Below are 22,224 nucleotides of genomic sequence, written 5' to 3'. Positions count from 1 at the left end.
CTTTATGCTTCAATGGAAATGAAATCAAAACGGGTCACATCAAACAACCCCATGTCGGTGAGTTTGATCTCCGGGATTACGGCAAGGGACATAAAGCAGAGGGTCATCACCGGCTCCACATCGCCGCTGACGGACAACACCTCGTGGGCTTTTTCGTGGATGGCCGTCAGGCGCTCTTCCACCCACTCGCCGCTCTTATCGCTCATGAGACCTGCGATGGGCATGGGCATGCTCTCCACCACCTCGCCGTTGCTGGCCAGGACAATGCCGCCGCCCTGGGCAATGAGGGACTCCACGGCAAAGGCCATGTCCTCGTCGGTGACGCCCACCACAATGATGTTGTGGGAGTCGTGGGCCACAGACAGGGCAATGGCGCCCTGTTTGATGCCGTAGCCACGAAGAAGCCCCACGGCCACGTTGCCGGTGTTCTGGTGGCGTTCAACCACGGCCACCTTCACCACGTCCTTGTCCGGGTTGTGGAGGAATTCGCCGTCGCTTGTACGGGAGATCTCTTCAACGCCTTTTTCGGTGACCACGCCGCCGGGCAGGATCTGGATGACGTGTGCCTTGTCGGAGTTGATCTTAAGGGAGAGTTTCTCTTTGGAGAACTCCTTGACCTTGAAGTGACCCTTGGTGGCGGAGATGTCGTGGCGCGTAACCTCGGGCAGGTAGGCACCGGCGTCTCCCACCAGGGCTCCGTCGATCCATACCTTCTGAACACCAAAATCCCTCAGGTTGTCAAAGAGCACGATGTCGGCCTTCAGGCCCGGGGCAATGGCGCCTCGGTCGGTGAGCTCGTAGCACTCCGCAGCGTTTAAGGTGGCCATCTGGATGGCCATGATGGGATCGATGCCCTCTTCTGCGCAGATGCGCAGGTGGTTGTCCAGGTGACCGATGCTGAGGATGGTCTTGGGCTGGCAGTCATCCGCGCAGAACAGGCAGCGCCTGCTGTTGGAAGCGGTGACGCCTTTGAGGAGGTCTTTGAGGTTGTGGCAGGCCGAGCCCTGGCGCATGAGCACGTACATGCCGCGGGCAATGCGGTCGTGCATCTCTTCCACGGTGGCGCACTCATGGTCGGTGCGGATGCGGGCGGCGGCATAGGCGTTGAGGTCGTTGCCGAACACGCCGGGGCTGTGCCCGTCAACGGGCTTGCCCGCGCGTTTTGCCACCAGGAGCTTGTCCAGGGAATCATCCAGGCCGTTGACAACGCCGGGAAAGTTCATGAACTCGCCGAGGCCCAGGACCTCGGCACGCTTGATGGGCTCTTCCATGGCCTGGGCGTCGATGGTGCAACCGGCGTGCTCAAAGGGTGTTGCCGGCACGCAGGAGGGCAGCATCATCTGCACGTCCAGGGCGGTGAGCTTGGATGCGGAGATCATGTAATCCAGGCCCGCAAACCCGCAGACGTTGGCGATCTCGTGGGGGTCGGCAATGATGGTGGTGGTGCCGTGGGGAACCACCAGGCGGCCGAGCTCCTCCGGGCTTACGTAAGATGATTCAATATGGATATGGCTGTCGATGAATCCCGGGGCCGCGTACTGGCCCTTGGCGTCCACTTCGTTGGCGGCGGCATACTCGCCCACACCGGCGATGAGGCCGCCTGTGACGGCAATGTCGCCTTCCACGATGGTGCCGTTGTAGACATCAACAACCTTGGCGTTTTTGATAACAAGGTCGGCTTCGACGCGGCCTGCGGCCACATCGATCAAATTTTTCAGCTCTGTCTTTTTCATGGGTTTCCTCCCCTACTTCGCCGGGGTAAGGCCAAGGATGGGGTCAAAGGTTTCAAGGGCGATGCAGTCCACAGGCCCTACGTCCGTGATGGCGTAGTCGGGGATCGCCGTAATGGGCAGGAAGAACATGTACATCAGTGGCTCAGGCAGGTCGCAGCCAAGGGCCTGGGCCGCCTTGTTGAGCAGGGTCTCCTGATGCGCGATCTCCTTTGCGTCCAGGTCGCTTGCAATGCCGCCCACGGGCAGGGCAAGGAACTCGATGATTTCTCCACCTTCAACAATCACCTGGCCGCCGCCGTTTTCAATGAGATGGTTCACGGCAATGGACATGTCCTTTGCATCGGCGCCCATGACCACGATGTTGTTGTCGTCAGGTGCTGCAGAAGAAGCCATGGCTCCTTTCTTCAGTTTCCAGCCGGAGCAGAACGCCAAGGACTTGTTGCCGTTGCGGCCGAACCGTTCCACCACGGAGACCATGAGGGCGTCCTGCTCGGTATCGGGCTGGACGATGTGGTTCTTAACCTTCAAGGTCACGTCGCGGCGCTTGCGGACAAAGGGGCCCACCACGTTCATGGAGAGAACCTCTGCGGTGCCCTCTTTCATGTCCACGCGGTACTCAAAGTCGGCCTGGGTGGTTTTCTCACATTTGAGCTCGCTGGAGAGCACGGTGCTGCGTTTGGGAGCGTTCAGCTCGTAAGTCAGGTCCCTGCCTTTGGAGACCAGCTTGCCGTTGGTGATCACCGCCTCGACGTTGAAGGTCTCGGGGTTGTCCACCACAAGGATGTCCGCAAGCTTGCCCGGGGTGATGGAGCCCACCAGGTGGTCCACACGGTAAGCCTCGGCGCTGTTGATGGAGCCCATCTGGATGGCGGTCATGGGATCGACACCCTCTTTGATGGCCAGGCGCGACCAGCCACGTGGTCCATGTGCCCTTTCTCCAGGATGTCCGTTGCCGTGACATCATCGGTGCAGAAGCTTACGCGGCGCGCAAAGGCGGGGTTCACCTCGGTGACGGCGCGGATGTTCTCTTTCAGGAAATGGGTAACGGACGACTCGCGGATCAGCATGTGCATGCCGTTTCGCATTTTTTCCACCACCTCTTCATGATCGTAGCTCTCGTGGTCGAGGCGGACACCGGCACAGAGGTAGCCGTTCAGGTCCTTGCCGCGGGCCATGGGGGCGCATCCGAAGATGGTATTCCTTGTCGCGATAGCCAGGGCCCCAAGGGTGCTTCGTTCTTCTTATTACCGCTTCGCGGCAGTCTCCCACACGCCGAAACACTCCGGCCACGTCTGGACCTCTTTGTGGGTCTCTTCGGTGAAGTTGTAGGATACCGTGGATTTGGGGAAGGTGTACGGGGTCTTGTACGGGGCTCCCCAGAAGACTTTCAAGGGGCTTTCCTTGATCTCGGCAAAGACTTCCTTCAGGCCTTCGATCCCCGACACGGAGATGTACTCGTCAAGGCCGGAGACGATGCAGGTCGTTCCACAGGGAACCACCGCCTTTGCAAAGCTTGTGATGCTGAGTTTGCTGCATTCGCTGTGCAGGTGCCCGTCAATGAGTCCGGGTGCAAGGTACTTGCCGGTGGCGTCGATGATCTCGGTCTCTTCGCCGATGTAGTCTGTCACATCACCGATGGCGACGATGATCTCATCATAGATGGCCACGTCTGCGGGGTAGATTTCACTGGACATGACATTGACCAGCTGACCGCCTCGTACGACTTTGTGTGCCGGAACAAGGCCACGTCCGGCCCGAATGAGTCGTTTCAGCCTATCTTTACCCATTTGCATAAATCCTCCTATAAATAGTTATGAGATAGGCCGTCCATTTCTGGCAAATCAGGTTTCCCGTCCTGCAACACATATCCCGACGAATTTATGAAAGATTACAAGCGCTTACAAAAGAAGCTATGTTGTGGATGAGGAGCTATATTAAACCATATGGAAATTATTTCAATCTTTTTTGAACAAGACGAATTGAGGAGATGATTTTTTAGTTTCCCTTGAAAGGCACATTGCTGAGGCAAAACAATGCCGCAGGGGGCCGGGCATGTTCTCCCCTCCCCTGACATGATGCCGCAAACACCAAAGACATTCGCACCACGCCTTCGTATGACGAGCAGCGGAGAGTGTCTTTCATTGGTCATTTACCCATACCGTTCAAAACCAGCTCATCCTTCTATCGCCGTCCTCACTTTTCTTTCCATGGATCTGGTATTTTCTTGTGGTGGAAATTTGTCATGGGACTTTGTGTTATCTCTCGCAATGTTTCGTTTTGCCTGGAAAAAAACGACTATTAAAGCTATAAGTGGCTCACCTGCCAATGGCGACGAACCATCATTACTGCTTACCTGAATAATTTGTTTTTTACCGAGAGCCTGAACGAATTTAAGATTGGTCTACAACCGGTTACTTGTGGCATTCATCATCAATTTTAAATGGAGGCGTTAAATGAAACATGTCATTTTAGTCATTCTGGTATCGGTTTGTCTTACTGCGTGTTGCATGAACAGTCTCAAGGTGAGACCTGAAATGAGTGCCGTCGATGTGAAAAATGCAAACGTCGGTGTTGTGAAAGCAGACATTGAATTTGATTTTAGCGAGTGTTGCCCGTCCAAAGAAGAAAAGAAGATTGCTGAGAATATCAAAAAGAAATCTGAAGAGTTGTGCGCACAGCTTGTGGCGGGTGATATAACAATTGAGGCTTACAATTCCAAGATAGAAGCCATCCATAAAGGCTTATACATGGTTGTATATGCTTGTGCTGCCAGCACAGGAAGAGATATCAACGATCTTTCGAAACCTCATTTTACGATTCCGACTGTTTCTGTCCAAGAGGCTTGGGAACATTTGGAAGAGATAGATGAAATAATCGAGTAGCCTACAGCCACCGTCAGGCCCAGGGTTACGCAGCATAGAACCCTTTAAAAACAACAATATTCACATGGCCAAATCCCGTATGATGGGCAGCGGAGCGTGCCCATCATCGGTCAATACCCCACATCATTCATCACCATGAAAACGCTGTTTTTCTCTCACGGCCATCCCGGGCATGGGCGGCTCGTCACATGCCCTCCCCCCCCCAAAAAAAAATCATCCTCCCCTGCCCTTAAACGTCGCCACGTGATGATGTCTCCCCTTGATAACAACCGTGAACCGTACTACCATTTGGCGCGTTTTTAAGTAAATCAGGAAACCGGCAATACATTTCTGTGCGTTTGAACTGCTTTCCGGCGGCTTGACTGGATGGCCGAAACCGATGTGAGGTAAAAAGAGACATGAAAAAGACGTTTACGGGCTGCCTGCTGTCAATGATTTTTCTCATAAGCATGCTTACCCCTGCCCTTGCAGACACCCAAACACCGCTAACAGACCGGCATCGGTTTGGCGTGGGGCTGAAAACCCACTATTTCGACTACAAAGAACCCGGGATCATGGAAGAGACAGGCTTCATGTATGGCGTTGTCGGACACTATACGCACCACACGGCTTACAATGTGATGGTTCATGCCAGCGTCGAATACAGCATGGGCAGCCTCGATTACGACGGTCACCTCCAGGAAACGCACAATCTTTCGGTACAGATACGGATGATTGGCTCGTGGAGTGCCGGGGTCTTATCGGCTATGACATCGGCATCAAGGGCAGGTACCTCATAACGCCCTACACGGGAGTCGGGTATCGCTACTGGAACGACGTTATCTCCTCTGCCTACGGATATGAACGAGAAATTCACTACTGGTATGCCCCCATCGGTGTGAAAACGGCGGGACCGCTTGCCGAGAAGTGGACCTGGGGATTGACGGCGGAATATGATCTTTTTTGCCGGGGGACCGTGAAAAGCCACGTGAGCGATGCAGACCCAGCCTACAATGATCCTTCCCTTGATCAGGACTTTGGCGAAGGCTATGGGGTCCGGTGCTCCCTGATGTTTGAAAGGGCTCTTGCCGGGGGCGCTTCAGTCTCCATCGAGCCGTTTATTTCCTATTGGGACATGCAGCGTTCAGAGGTTGGCGACCTCTACTCCGATGGCGCGCCCATCGGCCATGTGGTCGAACCGGAAAACGAAACGCTCTCATACGGGCTGAGCATAAGCCTCAACCGGTAAGTAGAAAAAAAGGGCGCGTCATGCTCATTGACGCAGACCGATAAAGGCCATTCCAGGCATGGCCGGTTTTCCGCATACCTGATGGGCACGGCGCCAAGGCCGTCGCCCGCCCAACGGTTGCGGGCTTGCCTTTGCCCATCCTACAGGCTCTGGTTAACGACCCCGGTAGCCGTGTGTCACACGTAGGATGGGCAAAGCGAAGCGTGCCCATCTTTGAACGGTTAACCCGCACCTTCCCAACCAACAGAATCTTTCGCCATACGCGATGGGCACGGCGCCAAGACCGACGCCCGCCCAACGGTTGCGGGCTTGCCTTTGCTCATCCTACAGAACTCGGGGTAACGACCCCTGTAGCCGTGTGTCACCACGTAGGATGGGCAAAGCGAAGCGTGCCCATCTTTGTCTGGTTACCCCACACCTTCCCAACCAACAGACCCTTTCGCCACACGCGATGGGCACGGCGCCAAGGCCGACGCCCGTCCAACAGGTGCGGGCTTGCCTTTGCCCATCCTACAGAACTCGGGTTAACGACCCCGGTAGCCGTGTGCCACACGTAGGATGGGCAAAGCGGAGCGTGCCCATCTTTGCCCGGTTACCCCACACCTTCCCAAGCAACAGAATCTTTCGCCATACGCGATGGGCACGGCACCAAGGCCGTCGCCGCCCAACGGTTGCGGGCTTGCCTTTGCCCATCCTACAAGAGCCTCGGGTTAACGATCCCGGTAGCCGTGTGTCACACGTAGGATGGGCAAAGCGGAGCGTGCCCATCTTTGTATGGTTACCTCACACCTTCCCAACCAACAGAATCTTTCGCCATACGCGATGGGCACGGCGCCAAGGCCGTTGCCCGTCCAACGGGTATACGTTTTGCCTTGCCCATCCTACAGAACTCGGGTTAACGACCCCGGTAGCCGTGTGCCACACGTAGGATGGGCAAAGCGGAGCGTGCCCATCTTTGTCCGGTTACCCCACACCTTCCCAACCAACAGACCCTTTCGCCATACGCGATGGGCACGGCGCCAAGACCGTCGTCCGCCCAACGGTTGCGGGCTTTCCTTTGCCCATCCTACAGGGCTCGGGTTAACGACCCCGGTAGCCGTGTGTCACACGTAGGATGGGCAAAGCGGAGCGTGCCCATCTTTGCCTGGTTACCCCACACCTTTCCAACCAACAGACCCTTTCGCCACACGCGATGGGCACGGCGCCAAGGCCGTTGCCCGCCCGACAGTTGCGGGCTTGCCTTTGCCCATCCTACAGAGCCTCGGGTTAACGACCCCGGTAGCCGTGTGTCACACGTAGGATGGGCAAAGCGGAGCATGCCCATCTTTTCTTGGTTACCCCACACCTTCCCAACCAACAGAGTCTTTCGCCACACGCGATGGGCACGGCGCCAAGGCCGTTGCCCGCCCAACGGTTTCGAGCTTGCCTTTGCCCATCCTACAGAACTCAGGTTAACGGCCCCCAGTAGCCATGCCACGCGTAGGATCGCGGACGACATGCCATCGTTGCCCGGTTACCCCACACCTTCCCAACCAACAGAATCTTTCACCACACGCGATGGGCACGGCGCCAAGGCCGTCGTCCACCCAACGGTTGCGGGCTTGCCTTTGCCCATCCTACAGGCTCTGGCTAACGACCCCGATAGCCGTGTGTCACACGTAGGATGGGCAAAGCGGAGCGTGCCCATCTTTGCCCATTCCACACCTTCCCAACCAATGGAACAGCTTCGCCGCACGCGATGGGCACGGCACCAAGACCGTCGCCCGCCCAACGGTTGCGGGCTTGCGTTTTGCCATCCTACAGAGCTCGGGTTAACGACTCCGGCAGCCGTGTGCCACACGTAGGATGGGCAAAGCGAAGCGTGCCCATCTTTGCACGGTTACCCAACACCTTCCCAACCAACAGACCCTTTCGCCACACGCGATGGGCACGGCGCCAAGACCGTTGCCCGCCCAACGGTTGCGGGTTTGCCTTTGCCCATTCTACAGGCTCGGGTTACCACAACCCCGGTAGCTGTGTGTCACACGTAGGATGGGCAAAGCGGAGCGTGCCCATCTTTGCCCGGTTACCCCACACCTTCCCAACCAACAGACCCTTTCGCCATACGCGATGGGCACGGCGCCAAGACCGTCGTCCGCCCAACGGTTGCGGGTTTGCCTTTGCCCATCCTACAGAGCTCGGGGTAACGGCTCCGTTAGCCATGTGTTCCACGTAGGATGTGCAAAGCGAAGCGTGCCCCTCTTTGCCCGGTTACCCCACACCTTCCCAAACAACAGAGCCTTTCGTCATACGCGATGGGCACGGCGCCAAGGCCATCGCCAGCCCAACAGGTGCGGGCTTGCCTTTGCCCATCCTACAGGGCTCGGGTTAACGCGACGCCAGTAGCCGTGTGTCACACGTAGGATGGGCAAAGCGAAGCGTGCCCATCGTAGCACTTGCTTTTATTAGAGCTTGCCTCAGCCCTATGTCACCTTTATACTTACCCATAACAGAGGAGATCCCGACTCCCTTCGCTACCAATTTCAGCTCCTTTCCCACTGCCACAATCTCCCCTTTTCCTTTCAAGGCCAGACCTTTTTGCAGAACCCACGTTTTTTTCAAACATAGACGTTAAGTCAACGGCAACCGGACTATCAGCCAGTCCCGGATGCCCCCTCACCCCAAGCGTAAGGAGTCTTCCATGAAGCCCATCATCGTCTTTTTCGCCAGCCTCCTTGTCGTACTGGCATTCCCTTTTCAATCTGCAGTCGCCGCTGATAAACCCAACATCCTTGTAATCTTTACCGATGACGTGGGGTGGTCCAATATCGGGGCCTACCACCAGGGGCTCATGAGCGGTCGCACCCCCAACATCGATAAGCTCGCAGCCCAGGGCATGCGATTCACCGATTACTATGCTCAGCCCACCTGCACGGCCGGGAGATCGGCGTTTATCACCGGCCAATTTCCCGTGCGAACGGGCATGCATACCGTGGGGCTTCCCGGGGATCCTGTGGGGCTCAAACCGGAGACCCCTACCCTGCCTGAGCTTCTCAAGCTTCAAGGATACGTCACCGGTCAGTTCGGCAAAAACCACCTTGGGGACCGTGATGAATTCCTTCCCACAAAACATGGGTTTGATGAGTTCTGGGGCTGGCTCTACCATCTTAACGGCATGGAATACACCTCGGATCCGGAGTGGCCGGACAGCCCGGAAGCCAAAGCCTTTGAGCCGAGAAATGCCATCCACGCCTGGGCTACCTCCAAGGGCAAGCAGAAAATCGAGGATGACGGCCCAATCCCCCCCAAACGCATGGAGACCCTGGACGATGAGGTGAACAAACACACTCTGGCCTTCATTGAAAAAGCCGTGGCCGACAAGAAACCCTTTTTTACCTGGTATTGTCCCTCACGGGCCCATGTGTGGTCCTACTTCTCTGAAAAATATGAAAAAATGCTGGGGACCAATGGATGGGGTATGCAGGAGGTGGTCATGAAGGATCTGGACGACCACGTGGGGGAAGTGCTGGACCGTCTGGACAAACTTGGGGTTGCCGACAACACCAATCGCCTGCCAATTTCCACAGCAGACAACGGACCGGAGATCATGACCTGGCCCGACGGTGGCATGACCCCCTTCCACGGCGAAAAGGGTACCACCTGGGAGGGTGGCGTGCGGGTTCCCATGATCATCCGCTGGCCCGGCAAGATCAAAGCGGGCGTGGTAAACAACGGGCTTTTTGACGGCATGGATTTTCTTCCGACTCTGGTAGCAGCAGCGGGGGGACCAAAGGACCTGAAAAAGAAGCTGCTCAAAGGGTACAAAGGGCAAAAAGCCCACCTGGATGGGTACAACCAGATGGACCTTCTCACCGGCAAGGGTCCATCCAAACGAAAAGAGATCATCTACTACGAACGCACCACCCTTCAGGCCGTTCGCTACGGGGACTGGAAAGCGCATTTCATCGTTCAACGTGGAGGATGGTTCGGGGCCAAGGAGAGGCTGGGTGCTCCCCTTCTTTTTAACCTGCGGCAGGATCCTTACGAGCGGGCTGCCGATGAGTCCGGTATGTACATCAACTGGATGGGCAAAAAGATGTGGGCCTTCGGCCCGGCCCAACGCTTGGTTCAAAAGCACCTTGCAACCTTTGAGGAGTGGCCCCCGGCAAGTGCAAGTGCAACGAAAAACAGCGATGAGCTTAAGTCTTTTATGGAAGGAGATCAGGGCATGGGCCAGTGATCAAAGCAAGATAAACCCAGTTCCTTGATTTTTTTGGCCGCTTTTGCCATAAAAGCGGCCAAAATGCGTTTGGAAGCCAAACGTTTGCAATCGACAAGCCTCCTTCTGTATATACCCCTTACAAGAAAACCTTCGAATGTAAGCCCACCTCAACCAGACCCGCAAGGAGATCAACATGATTTTATCCGGAAAAGAGATTGAATCGAGGCTCAACGGCGACATTTGCATCGACCCTTTTGATAAAAAAAGGATAAATCCCAATAGTTACAATTTGACATTGCACGATGAGCTGTTGATCTACACCGACCCGGTCCTTGACATGAAAAAAGAGCACAGCACCGAAAGCATCACCATTCCAGCCGAGGGGCTGATCCTGGAACCCCACCGGCTGTATCTGGGCCGGACCGTCGAATACACAGAAACCAGCAATCTGGTCCCGATGCTCGAAGGCCGCTCCTCCATCGGACGGCTCGGCCTGTTTGTTCATGTGACGGCAGGTTTTGGCGATGTCGGGTTCAAAGGGTTTTGGACGTTGGAGATATTCTGCATCCAGCCCATCAGGATTTATTCCGGTGTCGAGGTCTGTCAGATCTATTACCACACCCTTGAAGGCTCCCATGAAACCTATTCCAGCGGGAAGTATCAGGGCAACAAGGGCATTCAACCCAGTTTGCTGTACCGGGATTTCAAAAAGTAGGAAATACCTTTCATCCCCTCTTTCTCGTTGTTATTCAGGTGCGTCAATGCACTATCACGCCCTTTCGCATGGCGCCCTTGCCGTCCCTTGACGCAAGGATAAAAAACTGAGATCATTGAGATTATGAAATGGACAACTCTCTTATTTCTCTCCTTTTTGCCTTTCACACAAAGCACCCTCACTACCCCGGCGAGCTGAATGCTCCCATCTTCTGCGTTATCTGAGCTTCAAGGTAAACAACTACATCTGCAGTTCAACGCATCGCACAAGCTGTGACAGGAGGAAACACGATGAGAAAACAGCTTCTTTTCGCATGTCTTGTTCTCGGGATGGTCAGCTCCGTGGCCGCCGACACCCTTGTCCAGACGTCAGGTGGATTTATAAACGGGTTCGGCATGATCGGATCCTATGATCCGAAGTACGACGCCCTGTTCTTCCCCGCAGGTCGGAATTACAAATTTTTTGTGGAAAGAGACACCTCCATCACTGCGTATCCTCACAGAGTCTGGGCAGATGTTACCTTTGGCGACCTGACGGACCCACACCGCATGGCCATCAAATTCCAGGGCTCGGATTTCGACCAGATGCACATGAGCGGCTGGAAGCGCACCTTGCAGTGCAGCCATTTTGAGATCAACAACGCCGATGTCGATTCCGGGGCCATCCAGCTGTTGTTTTATGGGGCCGACAACCGCCTCACACTGAACAACTCGACCATGGATTTCACCATACGAAGCCCAGGGTTTATCGCCACAGCCCCCATGGCCCTTCATATCGGCAGCGGGACCAACAAGATCACGGGCATGCAGCGGCTGTATGCACCGCAAACCTTCAACCTTGACATTGACCCCGGGGCATCCCTGGAATTTTTCTACTCCGGCTCGCTGTCAGCAACCTATGACGACGAGCGCCTCTACTTTCATTCGCCCGTCAGCGGCACCATCAACGGAGGGGCGCTTACCTTTACCTACAGCAACGCGTATTTCAACTCCACGGACCAGTTCCGGCTGATAAACGGGGCTCAACTTGAGCTCAAGGGATCCCGGACATCGTTGGAGCTGGAGAAACTTTACGTGGAAGACAGCCATGTGGTTGTCGGGGGCAACACAAGCATCCAGATGAACGATGAGCTGACCGTTAAAAATTCAACACTTAATTTCGGGTCCGGTGGGCACCTTACCACAGACATTGTTATTGTAACGGATGGGGCCGTGACCCTGGATGGTTCCGACATAGACTCGGGGATTCGCGGCAAAAGCATCATCGACCTGAACCACAACGGCGCCACCACCCAGTACACGCAAAACAATATCTCGGATGCTGTATACAGCCATGTGTTCATCGATGCCGGTTCATCCATAACGCTCAACGACTCCATGCTGACGGTGCTGGACCAGCTCCACCTGCACGGCCATGCCGATATCACTATCAACAACCAGGGTGTCCTGCGCCTGTTTGGCGGGGTCGACTCCAGAAGCTCTTTGGTGGACCTGACCATTGCCTCCGGCGGGCAAATGAATGTCTACAAAACGGCGGCGTTTTATCACAACGCTTCGTCCAACATCACAAACAACGGACGAATCGGTGTTTTCGGCGAATACCATGCCCACGGGACCCTTGCCGGGACCGGTAGCCTCACTGTGTATGACGACGGCCTTCTCTGGGTGGGCCCCTCCTACACCAGCCTGCACTCTGCAACAATCAATAACCAGCTGGCTTTTGGACCGTCAGAACCCCTTATTCGGTCCACCGGCGGTAAGTTTTGGGCGACCCTTGATGTCAACGGCGGCGTGGCGGCCAACGATGTTCTGCATTACGGAGACGGCGACGTGGATCTCACCACCATCGGAGAGGTGAAGGTGGCCACATTAAAGCCATTGACAGCCAGCGCCATGGACAGCAAGGAATTTACGCTCATTGCCAGCAACGGCGGCGCAGGGACCCTGCAGACCGGCTCCAACCTTCCCCTTGTGGAGGACGGCACCATCCCTGCGTTGATCGATTTTACCGTGGGAGACAAAAACACAAACGGAAAACCGGATCTCACCCTGACAGCCGCCAGGCAACCGGTCTCGACCCTGACGACCCACCCTGCAATCCAGACGGCAAACCACTCCGGTTCCGCTAATCTGCTGGTAAACGCCAGCCTGGCAGGCAACGCCACCATCAATCAGGCCCTGGACGCCCTCACCAACGCGCAAGTAGCCAGTCACATGGATTCCATCCATGCAGAGCCCTACTCCTCGTATATGACGGTGGCCCTGGAGCACATGGATATGACCATGAACACGGTCTTAAACCATGCCTTCCAAGGCAGCCGCATTGCAACCGGCCAAGGCCTGGAGACCAGTGACGTCACCACCCGCAAACGATTTTGGGCCGATGCCGGTTATGTGCGTGGTGACATCGACGGAGACAACGGCCTCGGCGATTTCAATTACGATTTATTCGGCCTGGTTGTGGGCACGGATCTTACGCAGAGTGAGGACGCCGCCTTAGGCGTGTATCTTTCGTATGGAACCCAGAAGATGGATGAGCATGATGCCGCCTGGCAGGATTTTGAAAGCGATATCTACCAGCTCGGCGCGTACCTGAACAAAAAGACGGCCTCACGCATCGATATCAGCGGATTGATCGGATATGCCTACGGACGCCACAACTCCGAGCGATCTGTGACCCTGGGCAACACCACAGACACGCCCGAAGCAGATTTTGACAGCCACAGCCTCTACGCCGGGCTCAAGGCTCGCCTGCCCTGGCAACCAACCGATTGGGTAACCCTCTCCCCTGAACTCGGCCTTCTCTACGCCTATTATTATCAGGAATCGTTCACTGAATCAGGCAACCCGGACCTCAGCCTGCAGGTGGACTCAGCCGATGCCCAGTCCATTGTCACCTCTGCCGGAGTCCAGGCACGTTTTAAGAGCATCACAAGCCAAATGGGCCTTCATCCCCTTGCTTTCGTGGGCTATGAGCACGACTGGTATGCCAACAAAAACAGCCACCACACCATTGACGCCGCCCTGGCATCCCACCCGGAAACCACCCTCCCCTTTGTCGGACAAAATCGCGGGGAGCATGTGCTGATCACGGGCCTCGGCCTTGAAACCGACCTCTCAAGCGCCTTGCAGGTAAGCGGCGGAGGCATGTATGTCCTCACAAGCAACGGGTACGAGTGGGGGGCGGGGTTGAATGTGGCATATAGATGGTAGAAATCGGTGGTGATAATGACCCATATTTGAGCGTCGAGTAACGATGGCGTGTTTTGATGAGGTAATAAAAAAGGGGACGTCGCTTTGATGCGATGTTCCCTTTTTTATTTTGGGGGTCGGGGTGGGGGGATTCGAATCTATATTCCAATGTATAAAAGTTCATATAATCAGTCATTATGGTTCGCTGTTACTTTTCATTCGAATTGACCACCCATATCTGTAATGAACAACTGTATAAAAAAGAAACAGAATTTGTTATCAATACATAAAAAACAATGGTACACGATGGTTCTATGCTTGGTGAAGAATGGTTATGTCCTAAAAATCCATATATAAAAATGGGATAAATGAAATCAGGGTGTTATGAATATTAACGGAACCTTGACCACGTATCTTGTGCAAACTGTTACATTGGGCCGTCAGTCTCTCTTTGTATATAAATGTCTTCACCTTCAGTGCAGGTCTTTTACGGCTCAGAGATTATCAAGGGGGCTGTGCGGCAACACCGGAAAGACGTCATGTTCAAAATGCAGGAAGTCCACATGTTGGCAGTGACCAGTGGAAAACTTGTCTTGAGAGATTTACTTCGGCTCTAAATAAAGCCATAGGACTATCTATTATCAATATGGACAAACTTACAGCAGGTTATTCATCTTCTGGGTTTTCCATTTGGCACTATATCATAGGGCATGGTGTAACCAGTTGGCCCAAAAGCCCTCTTCCAGAGCTATTCTATAGTCATAGCGTCTTGAAGTAATGTGAACCCTTAAATCATAATGGTTCACATCCGCTCTTGCATTTATGTGAATCAAGGAGTAAGGATTTGAGTCAGCAATGATAAATATCTGAATTGACATTGACTATATCGCTGGCATAATTTGCAATATTTTGGGGTGAGTTTCAATCGAAGCAATAGTTATATGTTCTAGAATATGAATATGTTCCGTTTATAGAAAATGACGAATTTTAGAGGGTGTCTGGCTGTCTTACCCTAATACTGCTTGTTAAGCCCGAGGTGCTAATGAGAGATATTTTACCAATTCCAACGTTGCAAACTTATGAAGATTGGTTGCTCAAAGCCAAATATGACTTTATGAATTTTGAGAAAACAAGTAATGTATATGACTTAGCAAATTGTCTTCTCTCCTTAAACGCGTTACCTGAATGGCTTGCTAATTCAGAAAATGTTTCCGAGGATATAAGGACTCTTGGGAAGAATAAAAATGATATTATGAAAGGAGAAGAAGGTAAATTTGTCTTCGATGAAAGTAAATTGGATCAGATCGATCAGCAACTTAGAATGATACGTTTATTTTGCAACCATGCAAAACACTGTAAAAAGAAAGAATGCTTTGTGAAAATTTCTACAACAGCAGCATTCCCAGTATCGTTTCCTTGTAAGTTTGAACAACTGGAGGTTGGGTCTACAAGCGTTAATGCCTCAGAAATAATTAGAAACGTAATAAAGTTTTGGGAAAAAGCTCTTTCAAAGTAGCTTAATAGAATTTTGTGATTTTTTTTAAAACAGTGAGTTACCCCAACTGTATAGACAAAATAAGGAGTTTGAATTGAAAGTAATATCACTATTTAATCACAAAGGTGGTGTTAGCAAAACAACAACCGCTTTTAATCTTGGTTGGATGCTTGCAGAACAAGGCCATAAAACTCTGATTGTGGATGCTGATCCTCAATGTAACCTAACGGCATTGGTTCTTGATTACAATGACGTTGAAGATATCGAAGAGTTTTATAAAGGCAATCCAGGGTGTGATATTGCTTCAGGACTATCACCCATAATGTCAGGTAGTTTATCAGGCTTAGCACCTGGCAATCCTGTCCAGACTTCAAACGAAAATTTGTTTCTTTACTGTGGTAATTTGATGCTATCGGAATTTGAGACTCAAATTAGTGTTGCATTAACAACTAGCCACGCTATTCCTGCAATCAAAAATATTCCAGGAAGTGTTTGTGAACTTTTCAAAATCACAGGTATCACGCATGAATTTGATTACGTTATAATTGACATGAGCCCCAGTGTGGGGGCGCTCAACCAGTGCTTACTTATGGCGAGTGATTATTTTATTGTCCCAACATCTCCAGACTTTTTTTGCGCTCAAGCCATTAAATCATTATCAAACGTAATTCCAAGATGGAATAAAGAGATTACATCCTTTAGAGAAAGTGGTGTAGACTACGCATTTCCCGAAAATCCACCAAAATTTCTTGGGTTCATATCACAACGATACCGCCCGCGGGGTGGTGCTCCAGCAAAGTCGTTTCAGCGTTGGATAGATATTATAAAATCAACAGTAAGAGACGAACTGATTCCAGCTTTGGAGCCACTCAACATGACGGTTGATTCGTCTACATTCAGAGATAATGTTGGAGGTGATGAACCATTTAATTTAGCCAATATTTCTGATTTTAACTCGCTGATAGCTCAGTCTCAAAAATACAATGTTCCAATTTTTGCACTGACAGACGATCAATTTGAACAAACTGGTGTAATTTTGAAAACGATGCAAGAAAATCGAGAAAAATTCAAAGAGGTTTTTAAGAATTTGGCCAATGATGTCAATGGCTTGGTTGAGGGCGTGTCTCGGTAGGATTAACTCAAACGTTGTAAAGCTGAGCGGCTCATTTTTTCGCAGCACAGCTTTGCAACGCCGGTTATTAAATCTTTGGAGGTACAATGTCGCTATATAATATTCCAGAAGAATACAGACTTATTTCAGGGGGGTCTCTTAAAGAAAAAGGTCCTGAATTTCAGATAGACGTAATGCGTGAATGGTTTTTATCTAAGTTTCAAGACCCAGTCCATGAGTGCCCATATGATGGGAGGGACGGTGGGTATCAATTTATTTATGGTGGCCCCTATGAAGCTCACGACGAATTATTCTCGGAGTTTGGTCAAGTGGTCGATGAGGAGTTAATAATCAAACTTGGCGATGATCTTTCTGTAGATTGCCCAGAGTGGTCTGCTATTCCTACTCGAGAGTTTTATGATGACTATCTATATGATTACGTAGGGAAAAGTGAAAATGCACTACAAAGTTTAAATACTTCGATGGAAAATTTAAAAACTCTTCTTTCGGTAGAAGTTGCTAAATCCGTGGAAGAAACCTTCTTTCAAATGATTTACGTAAACGTGATTACATCGCTTGAAGCCTATTTGTCTGAATTTTTCATTGGAAAAGTTGAATCGGAAGATGAGTACCTCAGAAAATTCGTTGAAAATAGTTCAGAATTTAAGAATCAAAAATTTTCCTTATCAGAAATTTTCAAGAAAAAAGAATCACTGCAAGAGAGTGTTAAAGAGTACCTTATTAATTTACTATGGCACAATCTACCTAAATTAAAGCCAATGTTCAAGAACACACTGAATATAGATTTTCCTGAAAACATTGGGAGCTTAGTACGAGCAACTCATAAAAGACACGACCTTGTTCATAGGGGGGGGAAAACAAAAGAGGGGATTAAAGTATCCATTCAAAAAATTGAAATCGAAAATCTTATAAATGATGTATCTGAATTTGCGAAGTATATTAACAGTAGTTATGTTTGCTCGATTGAATTTTGACTAAATCTTAACTCAGGCCAAGCCGCAAGTTTGTCGTTTAAAAAAATATCGTAATCAAACACTATTGTATTCTCTCTCTATTCTGAATTAATTGGCCTTATCTTGTTAATACTGCTACTGATTATTAACAACCAAATGGAAAAGCAAATGTATTATGTAAGAAGGCTATTAAAAGGAAAGACTCTTTCTCAAGATGACCTTATCCCCTTTTTAGTTCTTGCAATATATTCTTTTGGTGGCAAAGCTCTAAAGAGTGCTGTCGATGAACGAATGTACGAATGGCTTTATTTAGAGTTTTCAAAAACTGTATACCAAGAAAGGGTTGCTAACAATATCGAACGCTGGAAACATGATATTGCTTGGTCCAAAGAGCGCGCAAAACTTCATCATAATTACGTCAAATCAGCTACTCAGGCCGGAAGAGGTGTTTGGGAACTGACACCCCAGGGCTTAGAGTGTGCTAGGAAATTAAAAAGAGAATTAGATACGTCTGTAAAATTACGAAAAAAAACTTAACTATCCACTGGAAAGGGGCCGATTCCACAACAATACAGCACCTAAGCTCCGGTTCCTTACAGTTTTACCATGGTGAATCATGAAGCAAGTGTTTTGTTGGAAACATAAAGAAACATGGCCAAATAATTATGGAACGGAGTATCTTGACTTTCACTCTGATGCTTATTCGTATACAAATTTTTTTTTAAAATCATTCACACATATTAAAACTTACCACCTTTGTCGACCGATAGAAGTTTCAAGCTATATGGAGCAGGGTATTTTACTCTTTGACACACATAGCTTAATCCAAATTTTGAAAGATAATGTAAATAACTATTTAGGTATTGAAATTTCAGATCACGATATTCAGACAACAATTGAAGAGCATAATCATAAATTGTTGAGCCCAGGTGTTTGCTTGGCTATCGATGATAGATTCATGATAAGTGACTGCGCTCATTACGCTATTTATGGTAGTGAGTGTCTTCTCGGGTTAGTCGGGTTATTAAATTCTAAATATCCTCGAATATCGAAACAATTTTTAAAAAGTGTTGGAAGGCCGACAGTTTTTGAAATAGATTTACCGGTTTCATTTTGTGATGAATCTTCTTTAGAAGGCTTGGTTAAAGAAATTAATAATGCCATCTATGACAATGAAATTTCATACGAGGTTGATTTTGCATTTGACTTAAAAGTACCTGTACCACCTGAAAATATAGTGAACTATTATCACCCTAATGAACTCCACAACCCTATTGAATATGGCACTTATATATATGAAACCGAAGACTAATAAATCGTAGTAAGACCTCCCCGCAGTGTCAGAACTCAATCTTCAAATTAGTTTAGGTGAATCAATGGAATGGATTACCAAAATTATAGAAACTCTGAAACTACCAATAAAATATATTTTGGCAATTTTTTTCGCTTGCTTCGTTGTTCTTTTTGTAGATCCAAAAATTTTATTAAAAACAAATATTACGAAATTAAATTAAAAAAATATTCAGCCGAACGATTATCTTGATTGGACGATTTTGAAAAAGGGGTATTAAGAGAGTTTTTTTTGCAAGGTCAAAATACCATTCAACTCCCAATTGATGATGCTGTTGTCTCTGGCTTATTAGAGGTGGGCATTTTACAAATTGTTGGTAATCAGGGACGTAAGTCTCTTGCTGGTAGTTTGTTTAATGTACAAATTTCAAAATTCGTCAGAGGGAAAATGACATATGATTTGTTGAACATGCCACAAAATCCTACTCCAGATGATCTTGAGTTTTTGATGAATAACAGGCCTCGATTTATGCAAAGAATTATGAGATAAAAGTTAATCTTTTAGATAATTTGATAAGTCAAGCCACTATCCTCTCGTTCGTTTCGGAGGCTTCTAAACTCAAATATGTATACGAAGAGGTAAGTATGGTTCCGGCAATTAAATTCGAAGATATTGTAAAAAGAGTTAATGATAGCTTCAACAAAACTTCCATGCGCATGACATTTTTCGATTCAGCGAAGCCTGTTGGTAAAAATGCTGCACACGAAATAAACAAATCCACTAAAAAAACATCACTAGTAGGTGTCCTATTTTGCAATCCTAATTCTGAGTTTTGTCAAAAAGAAATTCTCAGTTTTATTCCGTATTTTCATATAAGATCAGAGGAATACATAAATTTTTTTTGTTGTGGTTATGGTGCGTATTGGCAAGAGGACGATTACCCAGACAAACAGCCTGTAATAAAGGTCAATAATAACCAATGGTTTTATAGTGACAGTGCATTGGTTTTAGCGGTTAAAGAATTTGAAAGTAAGATAAGATGGGAATATAGCGGACAAATGGAGCGGCATTATTCAAAGTAAACCCTTCAAATGATGATCAATTAAATATAAGATATAAAACGGTATTCAACCTTGAACAAATGCAGAAAGATGGTGCATTCACATCAGTTCGTAGCTTTGTTGAGGACTTAATTAAGCATTGCTCTAAAACATCAGATCCAAGTTTGTGGAGTTATAGCGACAAAAAAGGCGTAAAAGAGGCTATTAGTTTGGGACAAAATGTACTTTTAAGTATCGTGCCAAAGGTTTTAAAAGATAGCTACAAAAAGGTAAGACACTTTATCGTAACAAATCCGTAATTTGATTTGGGCAGCCGGGGTGTATCTTTCACACCTCCGGCCGGGCCGTGCTACAAAACAAAAGCCGGACGAAAACCAATATTAGAGTGCACGTACGGGAAGAATATAAGGACAGTGAGAATAAACCGGCCGAGGCCCTGAAGCTCCAGGCACCACCTCGAAGTGTCATTCGCTCACCGTAGTTTTTTATCCACACCCCGTCCTCACCTAATTCGCCATCAACCGGGGCAAGCAGCAGGTGCTTCATGATGTCCGGTACGGTCACACCTTCTTTTGTTTCCAATGATTCGAAGAGGCCATATGTATAGCCGTTAGGCGAGTTTATATGGGTGATTTCATCGGTGGGTTTCGCAGGACCGATTTTGCCCGCGGTGCCCGTGTCGACTGAGTCATACTTGAGAGTGCCAGCTGTACCCGGGGCAATCAGGCCTCCGTCAGGTGCAGCAATCGCCTTCCATGCACTCGACTCGGTAGACTGGTCGGTACTGGTGGTGAGTGTTGCATCGTTGTCCGTGCAAAGGGATCGCGTCTTGACATTTGACACAACCCCCTACTCTTTCGGTTAATTAGTCGGTGGCCTGAGGCCGATTTGGTTATAGGGCAAGAGCCCCACAAACCAGATAATGGGGTCTGCTGTGGCATATAGTGCTAAACCGGAAGGGGTTTGACAGAATGTCCAATGTCAAGACGCGACTCCTTCTTCCGACCCCTTCTTCTAATTCCTCGTCTTGGAGGGATGAGTCTCAGGCCACCGGCAACCAACCGTTTGCTGAGCTCCCAGGTTTGCACCAACCGGTTCAACGACAACTGCCCGTCCCGAGGTGAGCCCTGACAGCCCCAACCTCGAAATCAATGCAATTGATCGGCTTGGAAGTGCTCATTTCGGTACTCCCCCGGCGTTGCTCCTGTCCAGCCTTTGAAAGCCCTTAAAAACGAATTGCTGTCCTGATAGCCCAGCAGGAAGGATATTTCGGGCGGAGAAATGGCAGAGCGGGAGAGGTAATGCTTGGCCAGGGCTTCCCGCGTGATGTTCAAGACCTCCTGATAACTCGAAGACTCCCGGCTCAACTGCCTCTGCAGGGTGCGTTTGCTCACCGCCAGCCTTCGGGCGGCCTCTTCAATGGTGCTTTCGCCGCTGGGGAGCATTTCGAGCAGGGCGCTCTTCACCCGCTGGCTGAAGGTTGTTTCGGCCTCCAGGTCGGAAAGCCTCTGTTTCAGCTCCGTCTCGAAAAAATTCCACATGGAAGCATCTTCCGTGAGAAAGGGACGGCCCGCATCGGCCGCAGAAAACCCGATGCGGATCGCTTTGCCCTGCCGGATCGGATTTTCGAAATACTCGGTGTAGGGGGTGCTGTTCTCCGGAAGCTCAGGTAACTCTAAAACAGTGGGAACAATCCGTTCCCGCGTTGCAAGGCGAATCAGCTGTGTGAAAAACACCAGTTCTGCAGCTCCCAGGGATCGCGGTATACGGTGGGTGTAGCCATAGCAATCCAGGGTGGCACAGGTCACCTCTCTTCCAATCTTCACGTCAATGGTCATGGGGCCGATAAGGGGCTTGAACCTGGCCAGCCGCTGCAGGGCCGTGTTCATGTTCGGGCTGCAAAGGCTTGCGAAGATCGCGGGATCAAAGGACTCCACCGAAATGGCCCGCCCCACCATCAGCGGAAGCTCCTCGGGCCCGGCTATTTGTTCCAGCCCCTCCCAGAGCCTGAAATAATCAGCCGGGCTCAATGCAGCATCCTTCCGCGAAAAAAGATCCGCGGGCAAGCCCGCCAAGGCAAGCACATGGGCCGTGTTGAGCCCCATGTCCGCAAGCATGATTTTCCAGCCGCGTTGCACAACAAATCGGGATGCTTTTTTCATTTTTTTTACCTCCGTGACGCAGCCCCTGCGCATTTGCTTACGGGCTGCGCCTGTGACTAACCAACCCTGGGGTGATTCAAAACCGTTCCGATGAAGACAGCGTTCAGGTATTCGCCATCAGCTTTCCAAGAGCCTCCACCCAGTCAACCCACCTGGCCGCCTGAGGCATCCCGATCCATC

Annotated in this window: 18 protein-coding genes; 13 read left to right on the top strand and 5 right to left on the bottom strand. The window is 50.2% G+C overall.

Annotated features, from left to right (window positions below; genetic code table 11):
- Nucleotides 1–2: 2 nt before the first annotated feature.
- From ade to ACOYW2_RS11095, 4 genes are all read right to left on the bottom strand, one after another.
- Nucleotides 3–1,733, bottom strand: coding sequence for an adenine deaminase (gene ade / locus ACOYW2_RS11110; RefSeq protein ID WP_482770441.1), 1,731 nt, complete (start codon nucleotides 1,731–1,733; stop codon nucleotides 3–5).
- Nucleotides 1,734–1,745: 12 nt separating this feature from the next.
- A complete protein-coding gene (locus tag ACOYW2_RS11105; RefSeq protein WP_482770440.1) occupies nucleotides 1,746–2,609 on the bottom strand; it encodes an adenine deaminase C-terminal domain-containing protein in 864 nt (287 codons plus the stop codon).
- Nucleotides 2,606–2,908: a hypothetical protein gene (locus tag ACOYW2_RS11100; RefSeq protein ID WP_482770439.1), complete on the bottom strand. Its 303-nt coding sequence runs from the start codon at nucleotides 2,906–2,908 to the stop codon at nucleotides 2,606–2,608. Before ACOYW2_RS11100 ends, ACOYW2_RS11105 begins: the two co-directional genes overlap by 4 nt.
- Nucleotides 2,909–2,977: 69 nt before the next feature.
- Nucleotides 2,978–3,520, bottom strand: coding sequence for a hypothetical protein (locus ACOYW2_RS11095; RefSeq protein ID WP_482770438.1), 543 nt, complete (start codon nucleotides 3,518–3,520; stop codon nucleotides 2,978–2,980).
- A gap of 666 nt (nucleotides 3,521–4,186) precedes the next feature.
- Between ACOYW2_RS11095 and ACOYW2_RS11090 the strand changes: the two genes are divergently transcribed.
- From ACOYW2_RS11090 to ACOYW2_RS11030, 13 genes are all read left to right on the top strand, one after another.
- Nucleotides 4,187–4,615 (top strand): hypothetical protein, encoded by a 429-nt coding sequence (locus tag ACOYW2_RS11090; protein ID WP_482770437.1) that lies wholly within the window; start codon nucleotides 4,187–4,189, stop codon nucleotides 4,613–4,615.
- A gap of 398 nt (nucleotides 4,616–5,013) precedes the next feature.
- On the top strand, nucleotides 5,014–5,394 hold the full coding sequence (locus ACOYW2_RS11085) for a hypothetical protein (protein WP_482770436.1): 381 nt from the start codon (nucleotides 5,014–5,016) through the stop codon (nucleotides 5,392–5,394).
- Nucleotides 5,337–5,843, top strand: coding sequence for a hypothetical protein (locus ACOYW2_RS11080; RefSeq protein WP_482770435.1), 507 nt, complete (start codon nucleotides 5,337–5,339; stop codon nucleotides 5,841–5,843). Before ACOYW2_RS11085 ends, ACOYW2_RS11080 begins: the two co-directional genes overlap by 58 nt.
- A gap of 2,680 nt (nucleotides 5,844–8,523) precedes the next feature.
- Entirely contained in the window at nucleotides 8,524–10,062 is a 1,539-nt protein-coding gene (locus ACOYW2_RS11075; RefSeq protein ID WP_482770434.1) for an arylsulfatase, read from the top strand.
- A gap of 175 nt (nucleotides 10,063–10,237) precedes the next feature.
- Nucleotides 10,238–10,759 carry a dCTP deaminase gene (dcd, locus tag ACOYW2_RS11070; RefSeq protein ID WP_482422969.1) on the top strand — a complete coding sequence of 174 codons (522 nt, stop codon included), beginning with the start codon at nucleotides 10,238–10,240 and terminating at the stop codon, nucleotides 10,757–10,759.
- A 290-nt stretch (nucleotides 10,760–11,049) separates the two neighbouring features.
- Nucleotides 11,050–13,971, top strand: a complete 2,922-nt coding sequence (locus ACOYW2_RS11065) for an autotransporter family protein (protein WP_482770433.1) — start codon at nucleotides 11,050–11,052, stop codon at nucleotides 13,969–13,971.
- Nucleotides 13,972–14,992: 1,021 nt separating this feature from the next.
- On the top strand, nucleotides 14,993–15,466 hold the full coding sequence (locus ACOYW2_RS11060) for a hypothetical protein (protein WP_482422967.1): 474 nt from the start codon (nucleotides 14,993–14,995) through the stop codon (nucleotides 15,464–15,466).
- 73 nt (nucleotides 15,467–15,539) lie between these two features.
- Nucleotides 15,540–16,577 (top strand): ParA family protein, encoded by a 1,038-nt coding sequence (locus ACOYW2_RS11055; protein ID WP_482770432.1) that lies wholly within the window; start codon nucleotides 15,540–15,542, stop codon nucleotides 16,575–16,577.
- An 86-nt stretch (nucleotides 16,578–16,663) separates the two neighbouring features.
- Nucleotides 16,664–17,551, top strand: coding sequence for a hypothetical protein (locus ACOYW2_RS11050; RefSeq protein ID WP_482770431.1), 888 nt, complete (start codon nucleotides 16,664–16,666; stop codon nucleotides 17,549–17,551).
- 147 nt (nucleotides 17,552–17,698) lie between these two features.
- Nucleotides 17,699–18,067 (top strand): hypothetical protein, encoded by a 369-nt coding sequence (locus ACOYW2_RS11045; RefSeq protein ID WP_482770430.1) that lies wholly within the window; start codon nucleotides 17,699–17,701, stop codon nucleotides 18,065–18,067.
- Between the two features lie 79 nt (nucleotides 18,068–18,146).
- The gene (locus ACOYW2_RS11040; protein WP_482770429.1) at nucleotides 18,147–18,842 is read left to right on the top strand and encodes a hypothetical protein; all 696 of its coding nucleotides are present in this window, start codon (nucleotides 18,147–18,149) and stop codon (nucleotides 18,840–18,842) included.
- A gap of 231 nt (nucleotides 18,843–19,073) precedes the next feature.
- On the top strand, nucleotides 19,074–19,370 hold the full coding sequence (locus ACOYW2_RS11035; RefSeq protein ID WP_482422962.1) for a super-infection exclusion protein B: 297 nt from the start codon (nucleotides 19,074–19,076) through the stop codon (nucleotides 19,368–19,370).
- Nucleotides 19,371–19,465: 95 nt separating this feature from the next.
- The gene (locus tag ACOYW2_RS11030) at nucleotides 19,466–19,903 is read left to right on the top strand and encodes a hypothetical protein (RefSeq protein ID WP_482770428.1); all 438 of its coding nucleotides are present in this window, start codon (nucleotides 19,466–19,468) and stop codon (nucleotides 19,901–19,903) included.
- Between the two features lie 1,127 nt (nucleotides 19,904–21,030).
- Here the strand turns inward: ACOYW2_RS11030 and ACOYW2_RS11025 are convergent.
- A complete protein-coding gene (locus tag ACOYW2_RS11025) occupies nucleotides 21,031–22,044 on the bottom strand; it encodes an AraC family transcriptional regulator (RefSeq protein ID WP_482770427.1) in 1,014 nt (337 codons plus the stop codon).
- Nucleotides 22,045–22,224: the final 180 nt, after the last annotated feature.

This window comes from Desulfoluna sp. CLI2B, assembly GCF_056847375.1.
Note: the sequence above shows the minus strand (reverse complement) of the source record. Positions and strands in the feature narration are given on the sequence as shown.